Here is a 19,263-nt window from a genome sequence, read left to right as displayed (position 1 = left end):
GAGTACGCGAGTCATCGCGGCATCCCGAGGGCGGGCGAGCGGCCGGTGAGAGGGCAGCCCGTCTCCGCCCACACGGTCTTGCCGGGGGCCGTTACGCGTGGCGCGACGCCCCACCGGTCGGCCAGCGCGGCCACCAGCATCAGCCCGCGACCGGACTCAGCGTCGCCGGAAGGCTCCTGCGAGGGCAGCAGAGGAACTCGCTCGGTACGTGTATCGGAGACCTCCACACGCAACGTCTCACTGGTGGCGATGAGTCGCACCTCGAAGTCACGACCCGGTACGTGACCGTGGCGCACTGCGTTGGCGGCCAGCTCTGCCGTGATGAGGGTCAGCGTCTCGTTCGCCGTGGACGTGTAGGGATGGCCCCACGCACCGAGTCTGTCGGCGACCAGGCGGCGGGCGAGGCGGGCGCCCCGAGGAGTCGGGCTGAAGCGCATCGTGAACTCATCCGTAGTACTGCGTACTTGCGCCGGGTCACATGTTGTGGAGGTGGCTGAGTGCTCGCTGTTCATGGCACCTACGTTGCCGGTGCGTACCCAGATGTGCCCAGGTCCGACGCGCACACAGCCAGGCGCCGTAGGCGTCGGTGTGTTACGTGTAGGCGGCGGTGTGCGGCGGTGAGTTATGGACCTACTCCCCGTACTCCCTCAGCAACTTGTTGAGGTTTCGGATCTTGTCCACGTCCGCCTTCGGCAGGGGATCGCTGCTGTTGAAGTGCATGACGTTGTTGCGGATCTTCCGGATTTCTTCGAGTCGCGCGATGAACACCTTGCGGTCGAGCGGCCAGCCGAGTTGCTCCCACAGCCCTGGATTCTCCAGTACGCGCTGGTAGTCGCCGACGGTCATGTCGCCGAAGGAAGCGATGCGCTCGCCCTCCGCGTCGCAGAGTTTCGTCACTTCGGGCAGGGGGAAGGCACCTGCGATGACCTGTCGCAGGCGGCGGTCCATCTCCCCGATCAGGAGGAAGTGTCCGGCCAGATCACCGTAGGCCTGGGCCACGTCGGCGGCGGTGACGATGCCGGCGATGGCGTTCCGCTGGTCCCTGACGAGGATGAAGTCGTGCTCGGCGAGCGTGGGGAGGACGTCGATCAGGTCGTGGTCGTAGCGGACGTCCCGCGCGTCCACGATGGCCTGGGAGAGGTGGGCGCCGGGATCGGCGTGCCGGGCGCGGGCTATGGATTTCCACGAGACGGACCCTCGCAGGTTGTGCGGACCGGCGAGGACGGGCAGCTGGGAGAAGTCGTGGAGCACCATCAGCGTGATGACCTCCTCGAAGGTGGCCGTCGGCTTGACGCTGATGACGCCGCCGAGGGCGGACGGCAGGGTGCCGACGGTGAGCCCGGTCTCGCGTGATTCCTGTTCTTCGGACGTACCGGTCGGCACTGTGGTGGTCGCCGGAGGCCCGGTCAGATGAATGTCCTCAGTGTCTTCTTCCGCGGCCTTGACCAGGTGGACCGTGGCGGTCAGGGGGACCTTGTCGAATTCGGGCGAGGTAATGAGGCTGTGGTTGGCGAGTTCGGCCTCGATCTGCTCGTTGACAAGTCCTCGGCCTGTCGCACCCCACCAGCCCAGTAGCGACTGCACGGAGAGGGTGAACGGACTCCCTGCCTCGGCCGACTCCCGGGCCTTCTTCAGCCGGGCGTGCCGCTCGCTGGGCGACAGCGACGTCTGTTGCTGCTCCTCCGGCTCCGTGGGGTCGGCTTCTTCGGCGGCCCGGTCCAGCAGCTCCTGGCGCAACTGCATCAGGAATCTGCCGTCGTCCACCTGCCAAGCCGCCCACCCGTCGAACGTCCCGTACCCGACAGCGACCATGGCCGCCTTGGACGGTGAGCGGAACTCCTCCCCGTCCGCCAGCCGGATCCATCCCCGCGACGTGACCGTGGCCTCGTGCGTCTCACCCATCCGGGGCCGTACAAACGTCAGGTGTTCACCCTCCGCGAGCAGCCCGGCGCTGAGCAGGTCGGAGAGGGTCACCCGCCGTCCGTCCAGGAGGTAGCGGGCGCGGGACTGTGTCTCTGCGGGAACGGTGGTGGAATCAGTCATGTCACCTGCGCCTTTGCTGGTGGAAGCGGGCCGTGAGTGTCTGCTTCAGAGGTGGCGCCCGATGTGGGCGATGCGGATGGCTTTCTCGTCGTGAACGAGCCTGAAGTAGATGCGGCCGGCGTTGCGGTTGAGGTTCCCGTGGAGCTCGAAGCAACGGCTCTCGCCGTCTTTATCCTCCCAGAACCGGTTTCTGCGGGCGCTTTCGTGTTCCGGTCTGATGTTCGGGGCTTCCCAGTGCGGGCCGGTGGGGGAGGTGACCGGGTCCCATGCCTCCGCGCTCGCCTGAAGCTGGCGCAGCAACCGGCGCGCGCCTTTGAACCACTTCGGGTCGAGGTTCTCCAGATCGTCCTGTACCCGGTCGAGGAACTGGAGGTTGGGAAAGAAGTCCGCATGTCCTGCCCAGAGTTCTGCGCCGCTGGAGACGCTGTCCAGTCCTTCCAGCCGCCCCCATTCCTCGTGGTCGCGGAGGTGCGCCTTCTGGGAGGCATGCCGAATCGTCTCCGGGTACTCATCGGCGACGGTCTCCCCGGTCTCGGGGTCCTCCGACAGCTCCTCGATGCGAAGTTCCAGCCAGGCCGTGTCCCAGTCCGGGGCAAGCGGCAGACTCACGGCGAGCCCGTCCGTCATCTGTGCCGCGCCGAGCCCGTGTACGTCGACCCCGTTGTGCCGGTGCCAGATGTCGTCCCGGTCTGGCGCCGCAGCGTCGTGGAGAGCGGCCGTGAAGGTCGTGCAGCGGTCGCGCATCCGCTGGATGAAGCGGTGTTCGTCCCTGTTGCGGGTGTCGTTGCGCCACTGTGCGTAGTAGTAGCCGTCCGCGAGTTCCGCCTGGTCGAGCGGGCTCTGCGTGGCGAGGCTGATGTCCCGCCAGCGCCGTAACTCCCGGAGCACGTCCACGAAGGTGCGCATACCCGAAGCGACCTCGTCGGGCCCGCACTTCGTCGCGCAGGACTGTTCGTTGAGAAACACAAGCAGCGGCACGCCCCACCCCATTCTTGTTCCGCGCCGATGGCCCCGACCCCCCGGGGCGCTTCAATGGCTCTGTGTGCCTGCTCAGTCGAGCAGCTGATCGAGGGAGTTCTCCCACTCGTCGAAGAAGCCCTCGGGCCATTCGGAGAGCCGGCCGTCCGGCCCGATCACCGGGCTGACGACCTCCGAGGTCTGATCCTTGCGACGGAAGTAATGCACGGCGGTCGCGTCCGCGCTCAGCAGCCCCTGCTTGACGCGGAGCCGCAGCCCGTTGAGTACGTGATCGCTGTGCGTCTCCATCACGATCTGCGCCCCGCTGGCCGCCGCCGCGCTCGCCAGGTACGCCATCCAGGTCTGGCCCTGCGGGTGCAGGTGCGCCTCCGGGTTCTCCAGCAGGATCAGCGTCCCCGGCTTGGCCGACAGGCAGGCCACGACGATCGGCAGGACGTACGTGAGTCCGAATCCGACGTTGGTGGGGCGGTACCGGTTGGACTGGGAGACACCCGATCCGAAGCGGTAGCTGAGCCGGACGGAGTCGGTGCCGTCGATGCCGGCCGCCTCCAGGCTCACCCCGGGGCACAGTTTCTGCATCCAGGCTTCCGTCTGACCGAGCAGCGTGACGGACGCCGCGTCCGGGACGAGGAGCGCTGACGCCTCGACGGGATCGTCCTGGTGAGCGCGCAGATAGTTCACGGTGTGCTCACCATGCGCGCCGAGGAACCCGCGCGTGGTCACGGCGTGGTGCGAGCGTGGGTAGCTGACCTGGGGTGAGACACGGTCGGCCTTCAGGTACTGGAAGCCCGGGCCGAACAGGGTCGGCAGCAGACCGGCAAGGTCCTTGCCGTCTCTGTCCTCGTCCGTGTCCGACAGCAGCTTCAGATGGTCGGCTTCCTGCTCGTAGAGGGCGCTCCATCGGATGGAAGCTCCGTCACCGCGCACCGCGAGCGAGATATGCGGACCGGTCTCGTCGTATGCCTCGTGCCGTACGTCCTGTCCGATGCCGAGCTGCACCAGCTCCTCGTTGAGCAGCAGCCCGGCCTCGTCGCCGCCGACCGGGGCAAGGTCACCGGACTCGTACGACTGCCGCAGCAGTGCCAGAGACTGGAGGACAGAACTCTTGCCGGAGGAGTTGAGCCCGGTGAGCAGGGTGAAGGGGGCCAGACGGAGTTCCTGGTGGGCGAACGCCTTGAAGTTGGTGAGAGTGAGCGACTCAAGCATTCGTGGACTCCAACACCTCGCGGAACAGGTCCTTCATGGACTGGAAGCGGTAGTTGACCTTGTCGGCGTCGCCCGTTCCCGAGGAGATTGCGTCGAAGAAGGCCAGGTCGTCGTTCATGAGCTTCTTGAATTTCTCCTCGACGAGGCTCGCCCGTTGGCAAAGGATCTTGGCCTCTGCCGGCGTGCACTGGGCCAGGGTGACAGCCTGTACTTCGAAGAGCGCCTTGTTAATGGGGTAGCGGCGTGCTGATCCGGCGAACTGCTTACGAAACGCGTGCTCCCCGAAAACGCGGGCGCTGGTGAGCATGGCGCGATAGAAGCGTCTCTCCAGGTCGAGCCGTTCCGACGGCGTGAGCCCGTTGATATGGCGCATGGCCTCACGCAGGAAGCCGTCGAAGTCCTGGGTGACGTACCGCTCCGGTGGCGTCATCCAGAACGCCAGAAATCGCAGGCACAGTTCGCGCTCTGCCATGCGGCTGGGGGACACGCTGTGTGTCGTCGCGTACAGGAAGAACAGACTCTCCGCGAGTGTGGCCAGCAGATCCCGCGCTGGTCCCGGAATCAGGGCGTGCCGCAGTTCCTGCTGCGAGAGGGGCAGTCCTCCGGTGTTGATCCGCGTGAAGATGTTGAACCGGGCCTCTTCGGGTGTGCCCTTCCGGATGAGCAGCAAGGACAGCTCGGTCTCCAGAATGCGGGTCTGCATGCGCCCCGGCAGGTCCTCGAACGTCTTGCCGTTGTAGTCGAGGTACTCCAGGTTCCTCAGCGTCAACGGTTCCAGCCCGGCGGCCTCAGGTTTGACGAACCGGACGATGGTGGTGAGCCGCTGCACCCCGTCCACAACGGTCCAGGAGTCGTCGGCCTCCTCCGCCACGTAGATCGTGGGCAGCGCAATGCGTAGGAGGAGGGACTCGATCAGTCTGCTCTGGGCCGTCTCGTTCCAGATGCCGGAGCGGCGCTGGAAGTCGGGTTGCAGATCGATGAGCCCTCGTTTGAGGCGCTGAAGCATCAGGTCGATCGTCGTCGCGCGCGGATAGACGTCGATCAGCTCCGGGTCGAACGGCGCCCGGTGGCTCGGACCGAGGTCCTCCGCTTCGATTCCGGCGCTGAGTCCGGTGTCGGTCAGTTCGACGAGCGGTTCGTCGTTCCGCGGTGTCGCGGCCACTGTGGATGCGGGGTCCGGTGACGACTGTTCCGGCTCCGGCCCGGGAGCGCTGCCGACCAAGATGTGCCCCTCCGCATACGTGCATACCGCCCATGAATCGAACGTGTCCGTACAGTAGCTGATCGACTACGGCCAGCGCCCTGTGTTCCGCCCGGAAGAAGCCGCGCTGTTAAGGCAGTACCCGGCTGGACTCAGCGGCCGATACCGCCATGGTGGGAACACGTTCCGCGGCCGGTGGATCCGGAGACCCAGCCGTCGCGGCACACGGTTCCAGGGAGCGCAGGTGTGGGCATCGGAACTGCGAGGGTGGGCCGCGGCGTTGATGTGGCCGACAGTGGTGGCAAGGTGTTGACGGTGGTCCAGCAGTTTCCGCGGTCACCGATCCAATAGGCCTGAGGGGCGGTGTCCGGACAATCTCCGTACGGAGTGCCGGCGGGTACGAGGCCCTGTTCCACGAAGAGGTCCACCGCCGTGTCCAGAGCACTTGCCAGGGCTTTCGTCGGAACGACTTCACGCTTCACTTCGACGATGCGTACGGCCAGCCCGCGGCCATCGGCCGGCCGTACAGCGTAGGCCGTCCTCGATATGGTCGCCGAGGCGTTCACGTGGCCGAAGTAGGTGTGCTCAGTGGCGAGCGAGTGCTGCTCGGAGTCGATGAACTCGACGGTGACGTCGTAGTTGGCTTCGCCCGTGCCGGTGTTCTTCACCGTGATGTCCACGGCGCTCATGCCTGAGTCCGCGTCCGAGCACCGCACGTCGCCCAACTCGACGTGGCGTACGGGCCCGGATGCGCGCGTGGGAATGGCTGAGACGTCGGACGCGACGGGTGGACAGACGTCGTTCTCCGCCTGACCGGTGCTCGGCCGAGCCGAGCAGCCGGTGGCGAGAAGCAACGCGACCACCGCGACGACCGACAACCTCACGCTCTCCACTGGCGGCCCCAATCGCTGTCCGGCCGCCCCGGACGACGATTGCGTACGTCGGCGCCAGGGCGCAGGCTTCCATGTCTCTGACTGCCTAAGCGTGTTCTCGTCCGTGCGGATCCGCCCCCCTGCGTGTCACCTTCGCTGGGCAGGCGGCGCCGGATTGGGTACGCGTCGGTTGAACACCCACACACCCTGTGAGTGAGTCGCCCCCATGACCCGTCCAGCGACCCGCAGCCACGGATTCGCCTTCTGGAAGGGCGCGAAGTTGTCGTTCGAGACGATGACTCCGCTGACCTCCTCGGCGATGCTGATCACCAATGCGTCACCCCGACCCTCGGTCCCGGCCGGAGGCTGTACGACAGTGCCGTCGGCGATGGCTGCCTCCACGAGGGGCCTCTCCTCGGCGGACACGTCGTGGCGCAGGGTGGCGTCGACCACCACGTGGATGTCGCAATCGGGGTGCTTGAACCGCAGCGACCGGACAGCCGCCTGCAATGCCGCGAAGCTCGGCTTCCCGCCCGCAGCACGCGGCGGGCGGCCGTTCCAGGCGAGGTTGGATCCGTCGATCACGAGCGGCGGCGCGGCCGTGTTCGCGTCGGCCGACCGGGGCGCGGAGCGAGGCGGGGCGGGTTTGGGCGCCCCGTTGCCCTGGCCCTGGGGCCGGACCTGCGGAGGATGGGTCGGAGTGGTCGCGGGCCGGGCGGCCGGCGCGAGGGCGAGCAGCCGGTCGAGCTCCTTCTTCACCTCCGGCAGGACGTTCCCGTCCCCGAACACCTTCACCTCGCCGTCGAGGACGACCTCGCCGGTCTTCTGCAGGGTCGCCCGGACGGTCAGCAGGCCTTCCTTGCTGTAGGTGTACTCCAGGTCGAAGACACCGTCCTCGGCCGTGCAGCGTCGGGGGTAGGTCAGAACGAGGTCGGTCAGCTTGACGTTGTCCGGGTGGCCGACCTCGCGGTCCGGGTCTCCCTCCCAGACCTCGACGTTGAGTTGGGAGACGTTGTCCTTCGTCGGCTCGTACGACTTCACGCGCTGCTGCGGGAGGCGCTGGTTGCGGTCGATGAGGGCGCTGAACTTCCGCCTGCCCTCACGGTCCTTGGTGATCGTGCCCAGGGCGTGCGTGTTGACCACCCGGATGATGCTCTTCAGCTCGCCGTCCATGGCGGCGGCGCTGATCGCCGCTCCCTCGGCGACCGCGGTCATCGGATCACACAGGGAGGCGTCCACGAGTTCGCAGTCGAGCGCCTCCGAGACCGCGGCGCGCACTGCCGGGATCTGGCTGCTGCCGCCGATCATCAGTACTGCGGTGAGGTCCTGCGGGTCGATCCGAGCCTGTTCCAGGCATTCCTCCACCGGGTCGAGGGCCCGGTTGATGAGGTCCTGGATGGCCTCGGAGAACTCGTCCTGCCCAATCTCGACGGTGACGTCGTCGGGCGTTTGGACGCGGACCGATTCCTGGTGGGAGAGGAGGATTTTGGCCCGCTCGATCTCCAGGGCGAACATCCGCTTCTCGGAATCGCTCCAACGCCCGCGGGCAGGCGCCTGGTCGAGGACCATGCGGCGCAGTCGGGCGTCGATCTCCAGGCCGCCGAGGCGGTTGACGCCCCGGCTCGCCTTCTCGTCGAAGAACCCGTCATCGTGAAGGAGGAGGGTGGCGTCCATCGTGCCGCCACCCCAGTCGAATACCAGAAACTCGCCGTCGATCTCCATCTCGTGCGCGTACGCGATCGCCGCCGCCGTCGGCTCGTTCAGCAGGGTGCGGACCGTGATGCCCGCGGCACGGGCGGCCTCACGGGTCCGGAACCGGGCCGCGCCGGTCGCGTTGGCGGGCACGGTGATGACGGCCTCGCGGATCTCGGTGGCGGCCTCCTCCTCCGCCGCCCCCGCGATGGCGTGGAAGACGCCGGCGGCGGCGGTGGTCGCGGCGAAGCGTTCACCGCCCAGCTTGACGAACGGCTCCTCGTGCAGCATCCGCTTGCACGCCTCGACGGCCTGCTCGGAACGGAGTTTCGCCTCCCAGCCGAACAGGGTGCCCGGCCGCAGGGAACTCGTGCCGACGACCGACGGGTAGAGCAGCTCGAACCCCTCGCGCCTCCAGTTCGCGTCCAGGCCCTGCCCGCCGATCTCCAACAACTCGACGTACTCGCCGTTCCACTGGGCGGCGACCGAGTTGGTGGTCCCGAAGTCAATTCCGGCTGCCGTCATGCTTCCTCCCCCGCCGTCACACCCGCAAGCCCGGCGATGCGCCGGAGTTGCCCCGCGAGAATGACCTTCCCTGTCAACTCGTCGACGTATGCCGGACTCAGCAACTCGAAGGCGTCTCCCTCGCCCTCGGTCACCACGAACCGGTCGCTCTCCTCCGGCTCCGTAACCCGCAGCAGCCGCAGTTCCCGCAGGTGCGCCGTCATCGCGCCCTCGACGGTCTCGCGGCTGTCTCCCGCCCGGGACCACAGCAGCGCGTCGATCTCGGCGAGACGTCCGGCGAACTGGGCGCGCGTGCGGAACTCGTCGAGGACCGCCCTGCGCACCGCCGCGGTGAGCGCGCCGGCCGGGGGCGCCTCTTCGGCCCCGGCAGCCTCCAGTGCCTCCGGTACGCGGGCCGCCACCCCTTTGATGACCGTCATAGCGTCGATCGGATCGGGACGAGGGGGAGCCTCGACGGCACTGGCCTCCGTGGGCTTGGCCGGGGCATCCGTGTGCTGCCCCCGGCGGCGCTTCAAACCTCCGGGTTTGTGTGGTGACGGCGCGCCCTGTGCCCCGGGTTGCGTCTGGCCGCACGCGGGGCACGGGCGGTGTGCTCGCTCTCTTTTGGGAATCTTCTTCTTGGGAGGCATCAGGCTGCTCTACTTCGTTCGGCTCGGACGGTGGGTCAGGACGACGGCGCCGAAGCGGTCATCGTGCGGAGCTGTGGCGGTCGAGGCGCGGAGCGGTAGTCCGGAAGTCGTCGAGGAGTTCTACGGCGGCACGGGCGCGGATGGCCTCCAGCTCGCCGCCACTCGTCACCGCGGTCCGGCGGGGCAGGGCCTCCACCGGAGGCACTAGATGCTTCGGCACCTGGGAGGGCATGTCGTATCGCGACCGGTCGAGCGGCAGCTGGTAGAAAACGTCCCAGCCCGCCTCTCCGCGCAGCGCGCCACGGATGCGTTCCTCGGCCATGTTCAGTTCCGACTGGCCCCTGGCGTCGCCCTCGCGCTCCCGGAATATCTCCCGGCAGCGTTCCTCCCACCCGTCGGCCCCGTGATCGAGGCCGATGTCGAGGAAGGGATTGCTGAACCGACCACGGTCGTTCCTTCTCGTCCCCCTCCAGGCGCGAAGGAGCCGGAGGTTGCGTTCGGCGACGACCCCTCCCTGCGTGGCGGCCTTACCGGCGTACTCCTCGGCGGAGTCGAGAAGTTTGTCCCGTCCCGCGGGAGAATCGAGCTGCTCACTCTGTGCCACGGCCACGTACGCCGCGAGGACGTTGGCCTCCTGTACAAGGTCCGCAGGAACCTTGCGGTTGCTCACGCTGTCACGGGTGAGGGAGCGAGCCTGCTGGGCCGCCGCTTCCAAGTCGCCGGACCTCATGAGGTCGTAGGCGCGATTCAAGGCGACGAGGGCGTAGAACGGACTCCGTCCGGCGTCGACGAGGTTGCTTGGGCGCCACAGGGTGGCCATGAGCAGCCAGAGTCCTCGGTCGTCGGTCATGCTCGGCGGCCACTGCCCGGACAGCGCACCCGACTTGAGGTCGCGAAACTCGATCTGCTGAGGCCGGGGCAGGGCCATGTCGAGTGCGTCCATGGCCGTCACGTCGCCGTCGATGACGACGTCGTACAGCAGGTCCCACACATCCTCCGGTTCCTCTCGGACGAGGGTCTCGCCGATGAGGAAGGACTGCCGGCGCAGGTACGCCTGCCATGTGAGGCGCTCGGCCTGCTCGCTGGTGACCGTTGTGGGGGCGAGACGGGCGCGCAGATACAGCCCCTCCCGCTCATCCCTTTTCGTCCAGGGTGTGTCCTCGGGCATGAGGCCACCGTGGTCGATCAGATCGTCGATGACGGACAGGGGCGCCCACGCGAGAAGTTCGTCGAGAAAGCGGTTCGGCACGGGGATCGCGCCGCGTGTGGCCGCGGTCGCGAAGAGGCTGAAGGCGGGTCCGCCTGAGACCGCGTGGGCACGCTTGCTGATCAGGTCCAGGCTGGGCGCCGTCGAACACAGCACTCTGCACCGCTCCAGGCCTGCCTCGTTGAGCCATCGCACACCGGTCGCCCAGAGGCTCCGCAGATGGCCGAGGACCGACTCCGGTGGAAGGAGACTCAGCCCCGCGCGCACTGCGGGTAACAGGATCTCGCGTTCCGGATCGCCTTCGAGGGCCTGCGTGAGGACCGCCCGCTCCGCCTCAGGCATTCCGGTGACGGCCGCCGCCTCTGTGAGCATGGCCAGCACGGCTTCGACCGCCTCGCCGCCCCCGACGCCGAGCCAACGCCACTTGCGCTGAACGAAACCGCTCACGCCTGAGGAGCCCTTGCTCTCCCGGCGTTCGCGCGCACGTTTCAGGCGCTCATGTTCAGCGGCTTTCGCTGCCCGGCGAGCGGCGACCGGGTCCGTCATGTCGTACACCCCGACAGGGTATCCGCGTGATCTGACAATCCATATGGACTCGTGCGTTTCGTGACCATGGGCGATGGGCGGATCCGGCACGCGTGGCCGTGACATCGGCCCCTGTGGGGGAGAGACCGTGGCGGCGTACGAGGGATCGGACTGGAAGTCGAGAGCGGCGAGATTCTCCTGAGCCGCCTTCAATGTGGAGCCGATCAGATCAGGCATCCTCGGCCAGGGAATCGTGCCGCATGATGACGCACGCTAGGGTTATGCAGCTTATGGGACATCTGTCCACAGTATGTTGCTGGTTACTGAGTCACCGTGTTGAGACGTCAGTGGGGTTGTCCAAACCAGGCAACCTTGCTGCACGCTGAACCGCCTGGGGGGAGCTCGCCATGGCCGAAGCTTCGACTGACGCTGCCGGCGCCGGCGCCGGCGCCGACGACGATGCCGACCGGAAGGTTGTCGAACAGGAGCGGGCCGAAGTACGGGAGTTCATCAAGGGGCTGAGCGCGGACGACATCAAGTCGGGCGGCTGGTTCTCCAAGCTCAGCGCTGAGGCCCTGAGCTCCTACACCGACAAGGTCGACTGGCAGTACTTCCAAGAACGGTACGAGGGCGTACCCGCGGACGCCATCGTCGACCAGCGGATCAAGATGGCGGCTCGGTACGCCGCGCTCGAAGGCGGGCTCTCCGCCGGGGCCTACACGGCGGCCGTCGCCGCCACGATCGGAAGCCTTGGCGGTGCCTCGGCGGCGACGGTCCCGGCCGCCGTCGCGACCATGATGGTTGATGTCGCGTTCATCACGCGGCTCCAGCTCCGCCTGGCCTACGACATCTCAGTCCTCTATCGGGTCCCGCTCGACCTGTCCGACCCCGATGACATGTGGAAGCTCATTCGAGTGGCTTTCACGATCAAAAGCGGGGAAGCGGTCCGGGTACCGGTGGTCAAGGCGGTCCCGGCCATAGTGCGGCCGATGATCAAGCGCTACTACTCCAAAGCGGTACTGACCGCCGCGAAGGGGCTCCCCGTCGTCGGGAAGTATCTCCTGCAGCGCAACGTCATCAAAATCGGTATCCCCGTGGTCGGCGTTCCCCTTGCGGTGGTGCTGAACCGCTACACGACGCTGCTCGCGGGGCGGCACGCGCAAGCCGTCTTCCGGAACGAGGCGCGGGTGATCGAAATCGCCGAGGGTCTGAGCAAGCGGAGTCAGCACCCGCAGTTGATGCTGTGGGTCGCGTGGCTCGTCATCATGGCGGACCACAAGATCGCCGACGACGAGACGCTCTTGATGAAGCACCTGGTGAGGCTGGTCCGGGATCAGCATCAGGTGGTCGACGAACAGCTCGCTCACCTTGTTGATATAGACCCTGCCGAGGTGTGGGAGCGCATAGACGCCGAGCCGGGGGACCTGAGCGACCTCCTCGACGTGGCCGACCGGGTGGCCACGGTGGACGGTGCCGTCAACGCGAGCGAGAAAGTCATCATCTCCGAGCTTCGAGGTCGCTGCCGCCGAGTCTGACGCCGTCATGCGCTGCCCCGCAATCGCGAGGATCTGACGCGTGAGTTGTGGCCTGCTGGCAGTCTCGCGGCTTGATGCGGAGGTTCGCGCATGTGCAGCGAACCGAGTGCGACGGTGGCGGTGGACCTGGGCCTAGCCGCCCACGGCCCATCGCGCTCCTGCAACCGCGCCCAACAGCAGAGCGGGAAATATCCACCACCACGGCATGGCCCTCCGCACCGAAGGCACCAGCCACAGTGCCGCCGCGGCTCCGGCGGCCGCGATGGTGACGACGCACGACAGCACGATTCCGGCGTACGCGTCGTCGTCCCAGGTGCCGGACGGTGTGGTGGTCAGTGCCGTCCAGCAGAAGTACGCCGCGATGAGGGTGAGCAGGGTGAGGGGTACGGCGAGGACCACACGGAGGCAGCCGCGGTCGTCGTCAACGTGGGAAGGGGTGGTCATCAGCGCAGTGCGTTCCTTGCCTCGTCCAGATTGTTCGCGAACCCACGCCCGTAGTCCTGGGCGTCGTCGGTCTCCCAGTACGGCCCGCCGTTGTAACGCGCGGCGAGTTCCTGGTACTGGGCTGGTGTCATCTCCTCGGCCGGCACATTGGCGAACTCGCTCTCCGCCTTGAGCTGGGCCAGGTACTCCGAGGCGATGAAGATGTTCTGAGCGGGGTCCTGCAGGGCTGTTTCCACCGTGCCGCGCTGCTGGTCGGTGAGGTGCTCGGGGTCGTAACCGAGAACCTCGGCGCCACGTCGCACCTGGATGGCGATGGGGCCCATGGACGTGTTGTCCGGGTCACCGCCGAGTCGCCGCGGCAGGCTCTCAGGAGCGATCGGGCTCAAGGGAGAGTCCGCCTGTTCGCGGATGGTGTCGGTCATGTCGTCCAGGATGCCGGGCTGTCCGCCGACCTCCTGCCACGCGATACCGGCAACCATGTCCGGCGGCAGCCCCGAATTCCGTGCCGCTGCCTTGATGATCTCCTTGTTCGCAGCGATCCAATCGGCCCGGTCCTGTGAGGTGGACGGTGGGCTCCAGTAACTGTCCTCCGCGCCGGGCAGGTTGGCGATCTGGAGGCGGATGTCCCGCAGGGTCGGTGAGACGATGTCGTCGCCGGCGAGGGGGGAGTAGTCCTGCTTGGGGCCGCTGCCGGGCAGCCGCGTCAGCGGGTTCGTGCTCGCCTCGGCCGCCTCTCGCCGCAGCTCCGCGATCGCCGAGACGACGTCGACACGTTGGATGAAACCCATCCGGAAGTCCGGCAGCAGGTCATAGGCCTGCTTGAGCTCGTGCACGCAGATCTCCCGCGCCTCATGCTCCGTGATCTTCGCCAGGTGGAAGTCCCCACCGGCGGCATCGTGCAGCCGGTTCGCGTCGTCGCGGATGTCGTCGACATCCATGGTCAGCTCGGCGAAGAAGTCCATGACACCAGTGGTGTCCCGCATGTCCTCCCACTGGCGCATCGGCTCCGCCTCCTGGGCGTCGCGGGTGATCGCCGTGCCCTTGGTGTGGATCAGTTCCGCGAGGGACTGCTCGTTCGCCTTGCCGTTGGAGTAGTGCGCCTTGGCGACCTCCAGCGCGAACGCGTAGCTGCGTAGCGCGCTGGAGGCCTTGTCGTAACCCTCTGCGAGCTGCGCGATGAGCTTGCGCCCTTCGGTGAGCCGGGCTTCGTAGTGCTGGCTGCCCTCGCTCTTCCACTGTGTGTGCTTCTCGGCCCGCTCGGCGGATGGGTCGACCGCTACGAGCATGTCGTGCAGGCGCTTGAACTCGTCCGCGTTCCGTTCGACGAGGGGCGGGTTGCAGTCTTCCAGGAACTCGACGTCCTTGCGGTGACTGATGCCGCTGCTCATCGCGCCTCCGGGGCGACGTACTGACCGTACTCCAGGACGTTGTCCAGGAAGCGTTGGGCCGTGTCGTCGTCGATCTTCACGAAGTCGCTGCCGGTTGTCCTGAGGCGAGTGGACAGCGCCGCGAACAGGGCGACCGCGTCCAGGTACTGGTCATCGGCGAAGCCCGCGAACCGTGCCACCTGCTTGGCCACGTCCTCGGGCGCCCGGGGTGCGCGGGCCATGGTGGTCAGTTCGTCATCAGGCCGACCCTCATGGAGGAAGCCCGCGATCTCGATCAGCAGATTCGCGTTGCCATTGATCGACTCGGCCTTGGCGACCAGGGAACCGGTGGTCGGGGCGACGGCCCCGCCGCCGCTGTCTGCCGGCAACTGATTGATCCGCGTGCCGGTCTGCTGACGTGCCAGGGCGTCGGCCTTCAACTGGGCCCATTCCTCTTCGAAAGACAACCTGTTCCCCCTCCAAGTACGTCACCTCGAACAGTCAATCGATCACGCTACTGGAGGGGTGCGTACCGGAACTTTGCCGCTTCGCCTGGGGATGGTTCACACATTGTCTTGGCCAGTCGCGCACAACCCGGGCCGCCTGCGGGGGCGATGGAGCGCAGGCGGACCGGTGACGGGGTATTCGCCCAGCTCGGTACCGGGGCGCGGGATCCCGCGACTCGGTCATGCGCGATGTTCTTTGAGGAAACTACCAACCCCGCCAAACCCGCCTTTTCTGTCCGCGAGTCGGTGGGCCACTCGTTCGAGTGATGGGACCGTCAGCGGGTCGGGCGGGTGGGGTACGGTCGCCGCACACAACCTCAGACAGAGAACGGCCCCCGGCAGGACGGCAATCCCGGCGAGGGCCTGACCAACCAGGAAGATGTGAGCTTCCCGATGGCTGACCCGCAGTCTAACGCGGCCGTGCCCGCGTACCCGTCGCCCGAGCACTCGTTGCCCGCGCCTCCGGAACTCCCGCCGGACGCGCCCCGCGCCGGAGTCCTCCACGTACGGCACCGCCACACCGAGCGCTACACCGTCGTCGGCAACCACCTCGCCCAGCACCCCCGCCTCTCCGCCACGGCGATCGGTATCGGCGTCCACATCCAGTCCCTGCCGGATGGGGCCTCGGTCACCATCAAGGCGTTGGCCCTGCGCTTCCCGGAGGGCGAGGTGACGATCGGCAGGGCGTTGCGGGACCTGGAGGATGCCGGGTATCTCGTTCGCCGCCGGGTGCCGCTCGGGGGTGGTCGTATCGCCACGCGTACGTTCTTTCTCGATCATCCGGGGGTGGTCGTACGAGCCTCGGTGCTGAGCAGCGGGTTGGAGGCTGCCGTCCCTGTCCCGTCCCCTGCCGCAGGGGATGAGCCCGAGCCTCGTCCTGCTCCGGGGCCCGGTGGCTGTTCAGGGCGAGGCGAAGGGTCCGCGGCCTGACTCGCCGTCGACTTCCGTACGTACGAAGCGTGCTGCCCCCGGACCTGTTACGGTGCCCGACGGGCCGGCGGCCGACCTGCTCGCGCGTCTGCGTCTCGCCGACGCCCGGCTCTTGCTGTCCGAACGGGACGTTCAGCGGCTCGCGCCCGCTGTCGAGGCCTGGCTCGCTCGTGCCGCGACGCCGGACCAGATCGTCCGCATGCTCACTGCGGGTCTCCCGTCCGAGGCTGACCCCATCCGCCACCCGGCGAGCTTCCTCGAATACCGCCTGACCACCCTTCTTCCACCGCCGTTGCCGCCAGGGCCTGCCCGTACGGCTACGGTGACGTCTCCATCGCGACCGGTACCGCTGGTCACCTGCGACGGCTGTGAACGCGCGTTCCGCTCACAGGATCCGCGCGCGCTCTGCCGGGCTTGCAGGGAGCGCCGTGGCCGCCACAAGGCCGAACCGGTCCACTCGGCCGCCTGAGCCGGTATCGGCGGGAGTACTTGTGCGGGTGAACTTTCGAGGTTCGGCGGTGTGGTGAGCGTGTGCTTCCTAGCGTGGGCGTCGGTCGGTACGGGCGGTGGAGGTGAGCGGGCGGGTGAGTGAACTGGCACGGGAGCCGGACGGAACCGGGGCTGCGGGCATGGACTCGGACGGCGAGACGGAGGCTTCGGCGTCGCCAGAACCGGGGTCGGGCATCCTCCGAGTCTTCGGACGGCAGCTGAAACGGTTCCGGCTGCGGGCGGGGCTGGAGCGCGCCGAGTTCGGGTCGCGTACCGGGTACTCGGCGTCCACGATCGCGGCGTTCGAGCAGGGGAGGAGGGTACCGCCGCCTCGGTTCATCGACGTGGCGGACGAGGTGCTGGACGCGGGCGGGGTCTTGAAGGAGATGAAGGAGGAGGTCGCGCGGGCGCAGTACCCGGCGTTCTTTCGGGATGCGGCTCGGTTGGAGGCGGAGGCGGTTGAGCTGCACGCTTACGACACGCACGTCGTCAAAGGGCTCTTGCAGACCGAGGAGTACACGCGAGCCCTACTGCGGATGCGGAGGCCGCTCCTGACTGAAGAGATCATCGAGCAGCGAGTGGCAGCTCGGCTGGCACGACAAGAGGTCTTCGCGAGAGTCGACAGGCCGCTGTTCAGCTTCGTGATGGAAGAATCCGTGCTATTGCGCGGACTCGGCGGTCCAGATGTCAAGCGGGGACAGCTGGAGCAGATCCTTCTCATCGGTCAGCAGCGCAACGTCGAGGTCCAGATCATGCCGTTGGACCGAGAGGACAATGCAGGCGTTGACGGAGGCTTCACGCTCTACATGCGGAAGGGCGGGGAGCAGGTGGGCTATTTGGAGACCCAAGGACGAAGCACGCTGGTCACCGACCGAGAAGAGGTGCGCGTGCTGTCGGCGCGCTATGGGATTATCCGAGCGCAAGCACTCGCTCCCCGTGAGTCGTTGTCCTACATCGAGAAGTTGTTGGGAGAACCATGACGCCCCGAACCAAGAACACGGCGGACTCGTCCCTGACCTGGTTCAAGAGCAGTTACAGCGGGGCTGAGGGCGGTGATTGCGTCGAGGTGGCCGCCTCCCCGCAAACGATCCATGTGCGGGACTCCAAGGACACTGCCCGCCCTGGACTGACTGTTGGCAAGGATGCCTGGGCGATGTTCGTCGGGTACACGAGCTGAGCTGCATGACTAAGCCGTGAACCGCTCATCTGCGGCGGCGGGGACTCGGGACGGAGGCTGCGGACCACTGGCCGAGTTCGTGGACGAAGTCCTTGTAGGAGCGGTTGGTACCGGTCGGGCCCGAGGCCAGTAGGCCAAGCGACTGGGCCTGCTCGGCGACCTTGGGCCCGTCACTCTCCCGGAAGGCAGGGGAACCAAGCCTGCGCTTGAGCTCTTCCTTGGGGCTCATGAGGGTTCCGGTGTCGCGGCCTCGGAGCTGGGCGGGAACCTTCCAGCTGGGTCGGACGGCCGGGAAGGCGTCCGGGAAGAGTAAGAGCCAAGCTTCCGATTCCCAAGCCGCAAGCGCCAACGCCGAGTTGCAGGGACTCTCACGTGACAGGGCCCTGGCGACGTTCGCACGGATACGGGCGTAATCGGCGTCCGTGTAGCCGTCCAGGTCCTCGTGGATCACCAGGCCGACCAGCGGGCCCTTCGCCCGGAGAGCGCGACCCTTCGCCTTGCCGATGATCGTGCGGATGCGGGCGGCGAGTTCGGGACCGGTGGCCGTCTTGAGCCGGGTCTTGTCGCTGATCTCGACGAGCCGGGCGTTGCTGAGGTCCGGGTGGTGCTGCTTGATGATCTCGGCGACGATCCGGCAGTCGTTGGAGTCCTCGCCGGCAAGCACGATGACGCCGCGCTCCTGCGGCCGTCTGTTCCTGGCCGTCACAGCTCGTCGCCAGTGAGGTCGCCCCCGATGACGCCGGAGAACCAGAGTTCGCCGAGCGGCAGGTCGCCACTCTCCTCGACGATCGCACGCACCTCGTCGGTGGTGATCGCAGGGATGAGCGAGGCGCCCTCGTCGTCGCGCTCACAGATCACGATCTCCTCGGGCTCAAGCCGGTCGGTGAGCGCGGGGGAGTGCGTGGCGACGATGAACTGCGTGAGGGCACTGGCCTCGCGCAGTCGATCGACGATCAGGTTCAGGGCCTGGGGGTGCAGGCCGTGGTCGATCTCTTCGATACAGGTGAGTGCAGGGGGCGCGGGATCGTAGAGCAGAGCCAGGAGGCCGAGGAGTCGCACGGTTCCGTAGGAGGCGTCGGCCAGAGGAGTGGGCCGGCGCAGGCCGCGTTCCACCAGTTGGACAGCCACTTGAGCGGCACGACCACCGACCGCCGCGAACTGGATGTCCTCGAGCTGTGGAAGCACGGAACGAGCGTCGTCGAGGAGTCGTCCCCAGAGGGCGGAGTCTTCGTTGAGGAAGTTCAGGAAAGCGGCAAGGTTGTCGGCACTGGACGACAGGTCGCCGTAATAGCGGTGATCGAGGCGAGACGGCAGACGCGCCGCGTCCACATCCACGTCGAAAACACGGAATGACGAGAGCCGGTCCGCCATCATCGCCACCTCGGTGCCGCCCTCGGCACTTGCAAGGCGGGGCAGAGTGGACAGACCGCTACTGAGCCGCTGGATGCCGAACTCGCTGCTGTCCTCAAGCTTGGTACTGGGCCGCGTATCGACGACTGTGGCCCGCGCTCCCGACACGGTGATGCGACGGCCGCGTCCCTTGGTCCGCTTGAACTGGAAGCTCTCACTGCGGGTGAGCCGGTAGCGGCCGTGGTCCCTGTTGCTGGGGGCCGAGTAGCGCCGGACCTTGAGGTCGTACTCGTCGGGAGCGTTAGCACTGGAGTGGATCGTCCAGGTCCCCTTGAGTCGAACCCGTAGCGTCGATGGTGGCTTGGGCCCGCCCCAGAACGCGACTTCGTCGAACCCGCCGCGGGTTTCGAGGGCGGGTTCGAGGTCGGTTCGGATGATGTCGGCGAGCAGGTCGAAGACCTTGAGGACATTCGACTTGCCGACACCGTTCGCACCGACGAGAACCGTCAGCGGACCTAACGGGATCGTCACATCCCGCAGACTGCGGAAGTTCTCCACGTGTAGTTCGAGCAACTGTCCTGGCATGG

The 19,263-nt window shown here is 67.2% G+C and carries 18 protein-coding genes; 4 read left to right on the top strand and 14 right to left on the bottom strand.

What is annotated here, in order from left to right; translation table 11 throughout:
• Nucleotides 1-11: 11 nt before the first annotated feature.
• The 9 genes from CP976_RS13285 to CP976_RS13245 all read right to left on the bottom strand — a co-directional run bounded on the left by CP976_RS13285 (nucleotide 12) and on the right by CP976_RS13245 (nucleotide 10,800).
• On the bottom strand, nucleotides 12-437 hold the full coding sequence (locus CP976_RS13285) for an ATP-binding protein (RefSeq protein ID WP_150480546.1): 426 nt from the start codon (nucleotides 435-437) through the stop codon (nucleotides 12-14).
• A gap of 193 nt (nucleotides 438-630) precedes the next feature.
• Nucleotides 631-2,043 (bottom strand): restriction system modified-DNA reader domain-containing protein, encoded by a 1,413-nt coding sequence (locus CP976_RS13280; protein WP_150480545.1) that lies wholly within the window; start codon nucleotides 2,041-2,043, stop codon nucleotides 631-633.
• A gap of 45 nt (nucleotides 2,044-2,088) precedes the next feature.
• Nucleotides 2,089-3,021 carry a hypothetical protein gene (locus CP976_RS13275; protein ID WP_150480544.1) on the bottom strand — a complete coding sequence of 311 codons (933 nt, stop codon included), beginning with the start codon at nucleotides 3,019-3,021 and terminating at the stop codon, nucleotides 2,089-2,091.
• 72 nt (nucleotides 3,022-3,093) lie between these two features.
• On the bottom strand, nucleotides 3,094-4,227 hold the full coding sequence (locus CP976_RS13270; RefSeq protein WP_150480543.1) for an AAA family ATPase: 1,134 nt from the start codon (nucleotides 4,225-4,227) through the stop codon (nucleotides 3,094-3,096).
• Entirely contained in the window at nucleotides 4,220-5,389 is a 1,170-nt protein-coding gene (locus CP976_RS13265; protein WP_150485331.1) for a DUF262 domain-containing protein, read from the bottom strand. The genes CP976_RS13270 and CP976_RS13265 overlap by 8 nt, the downstream gene beginning before the upstream one ends.
• Nucleotides 5,390-5,580: 191 nt before the next feature.
• Complete coding sequence (locus CP976_RS13260) at nucleotides 5,581-6,117, bottom strand: hypothetical protein (protein WP_150480542.1); 537 nt, start codon at nucleotides 6,115-6,117, stop codon at nucleotides 5,581-5,583.
• A 330-nt stretch (nucleotides 6,118-6,447) separates the two neighbouring features.
• Nucleotides 6,448-8,517, bottom strand: a complete 2,070-nt coding sequence (locus tag CP976_RS13255) for an Hsp70 family protein (protein ID WP_150480541.1) — start codon at nucleotides 8,515-8,517, stop codon at nucleotides 6,448-6,450.
• Entirely contained in the window at nucleotides 8,514-8,936 is a 423-nt protein-coding gene (locus CP976_RS13250) for a hypothetical protein (protein ID WP_229875245.1), read from the bottom strand. Before CP976_RS13250 ends, CP976_RS13255 begins: the two co-directional genes overlap by 4 nt.
• Nucleotides 8,937-9,204: 268 nt before the next feature.
• Nucleotides 9,205-10,800 (bottom strand): hypothetical protein, encoded by a 1,596-nt coding sequence (locus CP976_RS13245; protein WP_190146804.1) that lies wholly within the window; start codon nucleotides 10,798-10,800, stop codon nucleotides 9,205-9,207.
• A gap of 485 nt (nucleotides 10,801-11,285) precedes the next feature.
• Here CP976_RS13245 and CP976_RS13240 point away from each other — a divergent pair, with 485 nt between their 5' ends.
• Complete coding sequence (locus CP976_RS13240) at nucleotides 11,286-12,413, top strand: hypothetical protein (RefSeq protein WP_150480540.1); 1,128 nt, start codon at nucleotides 11,286-11,288, stop codon at nucleotides 12,411-12,413.
• Nucleotides 12,414-12,545: 132 nt separating this feature from the next.
• Here CP976_RS13240 and CP976_RS13235 read toward each other — a convergent pair whose 3' ends face one another.
• From CP976_RS13235 to CP976_RS13225, 3 genes are read right to left on the bottom strand one after another with little or no spacing between them, the layout of a single operon-like run.
• Nucleotides 12,546-12,857 (bottom strand): hypothetical protein, encoded by a 312-nt coding sequence (locus CP976_RS13235; protein ID WP_150480539.1) that lies wholly within the window; start codon nucleotides 12,855-12,857, stop codon nucleotides 12,546-12,548.
• Nucleotides 12,857-14,245 carry a hypothetical protein gene (locus tag CP976_RS13230; protein ID WP_150480538.1) on the bottom strand — a complete coding sequence of 463 codons (1,389 nt, stop codon included), beginning with the start codon at nucleotides 14,243-14,245 and terminating at the stop codon, nucleotides 12,857-12,859. The genes CP976_RS13235 and CP976_RS13230 overlap by 1 nt, the downstream gene beginning before the upstream one ends.
• A complete protein-coding gene (locus CP976_RS13225; RefSeq protein WP_229875247.1) occupies nucleotides 14,242-14,691 on the bottom strand; it encodes a hypothetical protein in 450 nt (149 codons plus the stop codon). Before CP976_RS13225 ends, CP976_RS13230 begins: the two co-directional genes overlap by 4 nt.
• A 432-nt stretch (nucleotides 14,692-15,123) precedes the next feature.
• Here CP976_RS13225 and CP976_RS44475 point away from each other — a divergent pair, with 432 nt between their 5' ends.
• The 3 genes from CP976_RS44475 to CP976_RS13210 all read left to right on the top strand — a co-directional run bounded on the left by CP976_RS44475 (nucleotide 15,124) and on the right by CP976_RS13210 (nucleotide 17,326).
• On the top strand, nucleotides 15,124-15,660 hold the full coding sequence (locus CP976_RS44475) for a hypothetical protein (protein WP_308429988.1): 537 nt from the start codon (nucleotides 15,124-15,126) through the stop codon (nucleotides 15,658-15,660).
• 629 nt (nucleotides 15,661-16,289) lie between these two features.
• Nucleotides 16,290-17,129, top strand: coding sequence for a helix-turn-helix domain-containing protein (locus CP976_RS13215; protein ID WP_150485327.1), 840 nt, complete (start codon nucleotides 16,290-16,292; stop codon nucleotides 17,127-17,129).
• Nucleotides 17,126-17,326 (top strand): DUF397 domain-containing protein, encoded by a 201-nt coding sequence (locus tag CP976_RS13210; protein ID WP_150480537.1) that lies wholly within the window; start codon nucleotides 17,126-17,128, stop codon nucleotides 17,324-17,326. Before CP976_RS13215 ends, CP976_RS13210 begins: the two co-directional genes overlap by 4 nt.
• A gap of 25 nt (nucleotides 17,327-17,351) precedes the next feature.
• Here CP976_RS13210 and CP976_RS13205 read toward each other — a convergent pair whose 3' ends face one another.
• Both CP976_RS13205 and CP976_RS13200 read right to left on the bottom strand, forming a co-directional pair.
• Nucleotides 17,352-17,990 (bottom strand): hypothetical protein, encoded by a 639-nt coding sequence (locus CP976_RS13205; RefSeq protein WP_150480536.1) that lies wholly within the window; start codon nucleotides 17,988-17,990, stop codon nucleotides 17,352-17,354.
• A gap of 38 nt (nucleotides 17,991-18,028) precedes the next feature.
• Nucleotides 18,029-19,261, bottom strand: coding sequence for an AAA family ATPase (locus CP976_RS13200; protein WP_150480535.1), 1,233 nt, complete (start codon nucleotides 19,259-19,261; stop codon nucleotides 18,029-18,031).
• Nucleotides 19,262-19,263 lie beyond the last annotated feature (2 nt).

Source organism: Streptomyces coeruleorubidus (assembly GCF_008705135.1).
Lineage (GTDB): Bacteria > Actinomycetota > Actinomycetes > Streptomycetales > Streptomycetaceae > Streptomyces > Streptomyces coeruleofuscus.
Note: the sequence above shows the minus strand (reverse complement) of the source record. Positions and strands in the feature narration are given on the sequence as shown.

What these genes read in the sequence shown, in the direction of transcription:
- CP976_RS13285 (WP_150480546.1), bottom strand. Translation starts at nt 437, where the DNA reads ATGCGCTTCAGCCCGACTCCTCGGGGCGCCCGCCTCGCCCGCCGCCTG.
- CP976_RS13280 (WP_150480545.1), bottom strand. Translation starts at nt 2,043, where the DNA reads ATGACTGATTCCACCACCGTTCCCGCAGAGACACAGTCCCGCGCCCGC.
- CP976_RS13270 (WP_150480543.1), bottom strand. Translation starts at nt 4,227, where the DNA reads ATGCTTGAGTCGCTCACTCTCACCAACTTCAAGGCGTTCGCCCACCAG.
- CP976_RS13260 (WP_150480542.1), bottom strand. Translation starts at nt 6,117, where the DNA reads ATGAGCGCCGTGGACATCACGGTGAAGAACACCGGCACGGGCGAAGCC.
- CP976_RS13255 (WP_150480541.1), bottom strand. Translation starts at nt 8,517, where the DNA reads ATGACGGCAGCCGGAATTGACTTCGGGACCACCAACTCGGTCGCCGCC.
- CP976_RS13250 (WP_229875245.1), bottom strand. Translation starts at nt 8,936, where the DNA reads ATGACGGTCATCAAAGGGGTGGCGGCCCGCGTACCGGAGGCACTGGAG.
- CP976_RS13240 (WP_150480540.1), top strand. Translation starts at nt 11,286, where the DNA reads ATGGCCGAAGCTTCGACTGACGCTGCCGGCGCCGGCGCCGGCGCCGAC.
- CP976_RS13235 (WP_150480539.1), bottom strand. Translation starts at nt 12,857, where the DNA reads ATGACCACCCCTTCCCACGTTGACGACGACCGCGGCTGCCTCCGTGTG.
- CP976_RS13230 (WP_150480538.1), bottom strand. Translation starts at nt 14,245, where the DNA reads ATGAGCAGCGGCATCAGTCACCGCAAGGACGTCGAGTTCCTGGAAGAC.
- CP976_RS44475 (WP_308429988.1), top strand. Translation starts at nt 15,124, where the DNA reads ATGGCTGACCCGCAGTCTAACGCGGCCGTGCCCGCGTACCCGTCGCCC.
- CP976_RS13215 (WP_150485327.1), top strand. Translation starts at nt 16,290, where the DNA reads ATGGACTCGGACGGCGAGACGGAGGCTTCGGCGTCGCCAGAACCGGGG.
- CP976_RS13210 (WP_150480537.1), top strand. Translation starts at nt 17,126, where the DNA reads ATGACGCCCCGAACCAAGAACACGGCGGACTCGTCCCTGACCTGGTTC.
- CP976_RS13200 (WP_150480535.1), bottom strand. Translation starts at nt 19,261, where the DNA reads ATGCCAGGACAGTTGCTCGAACTACACGTGGAGAACTTCCGCAGTCTG.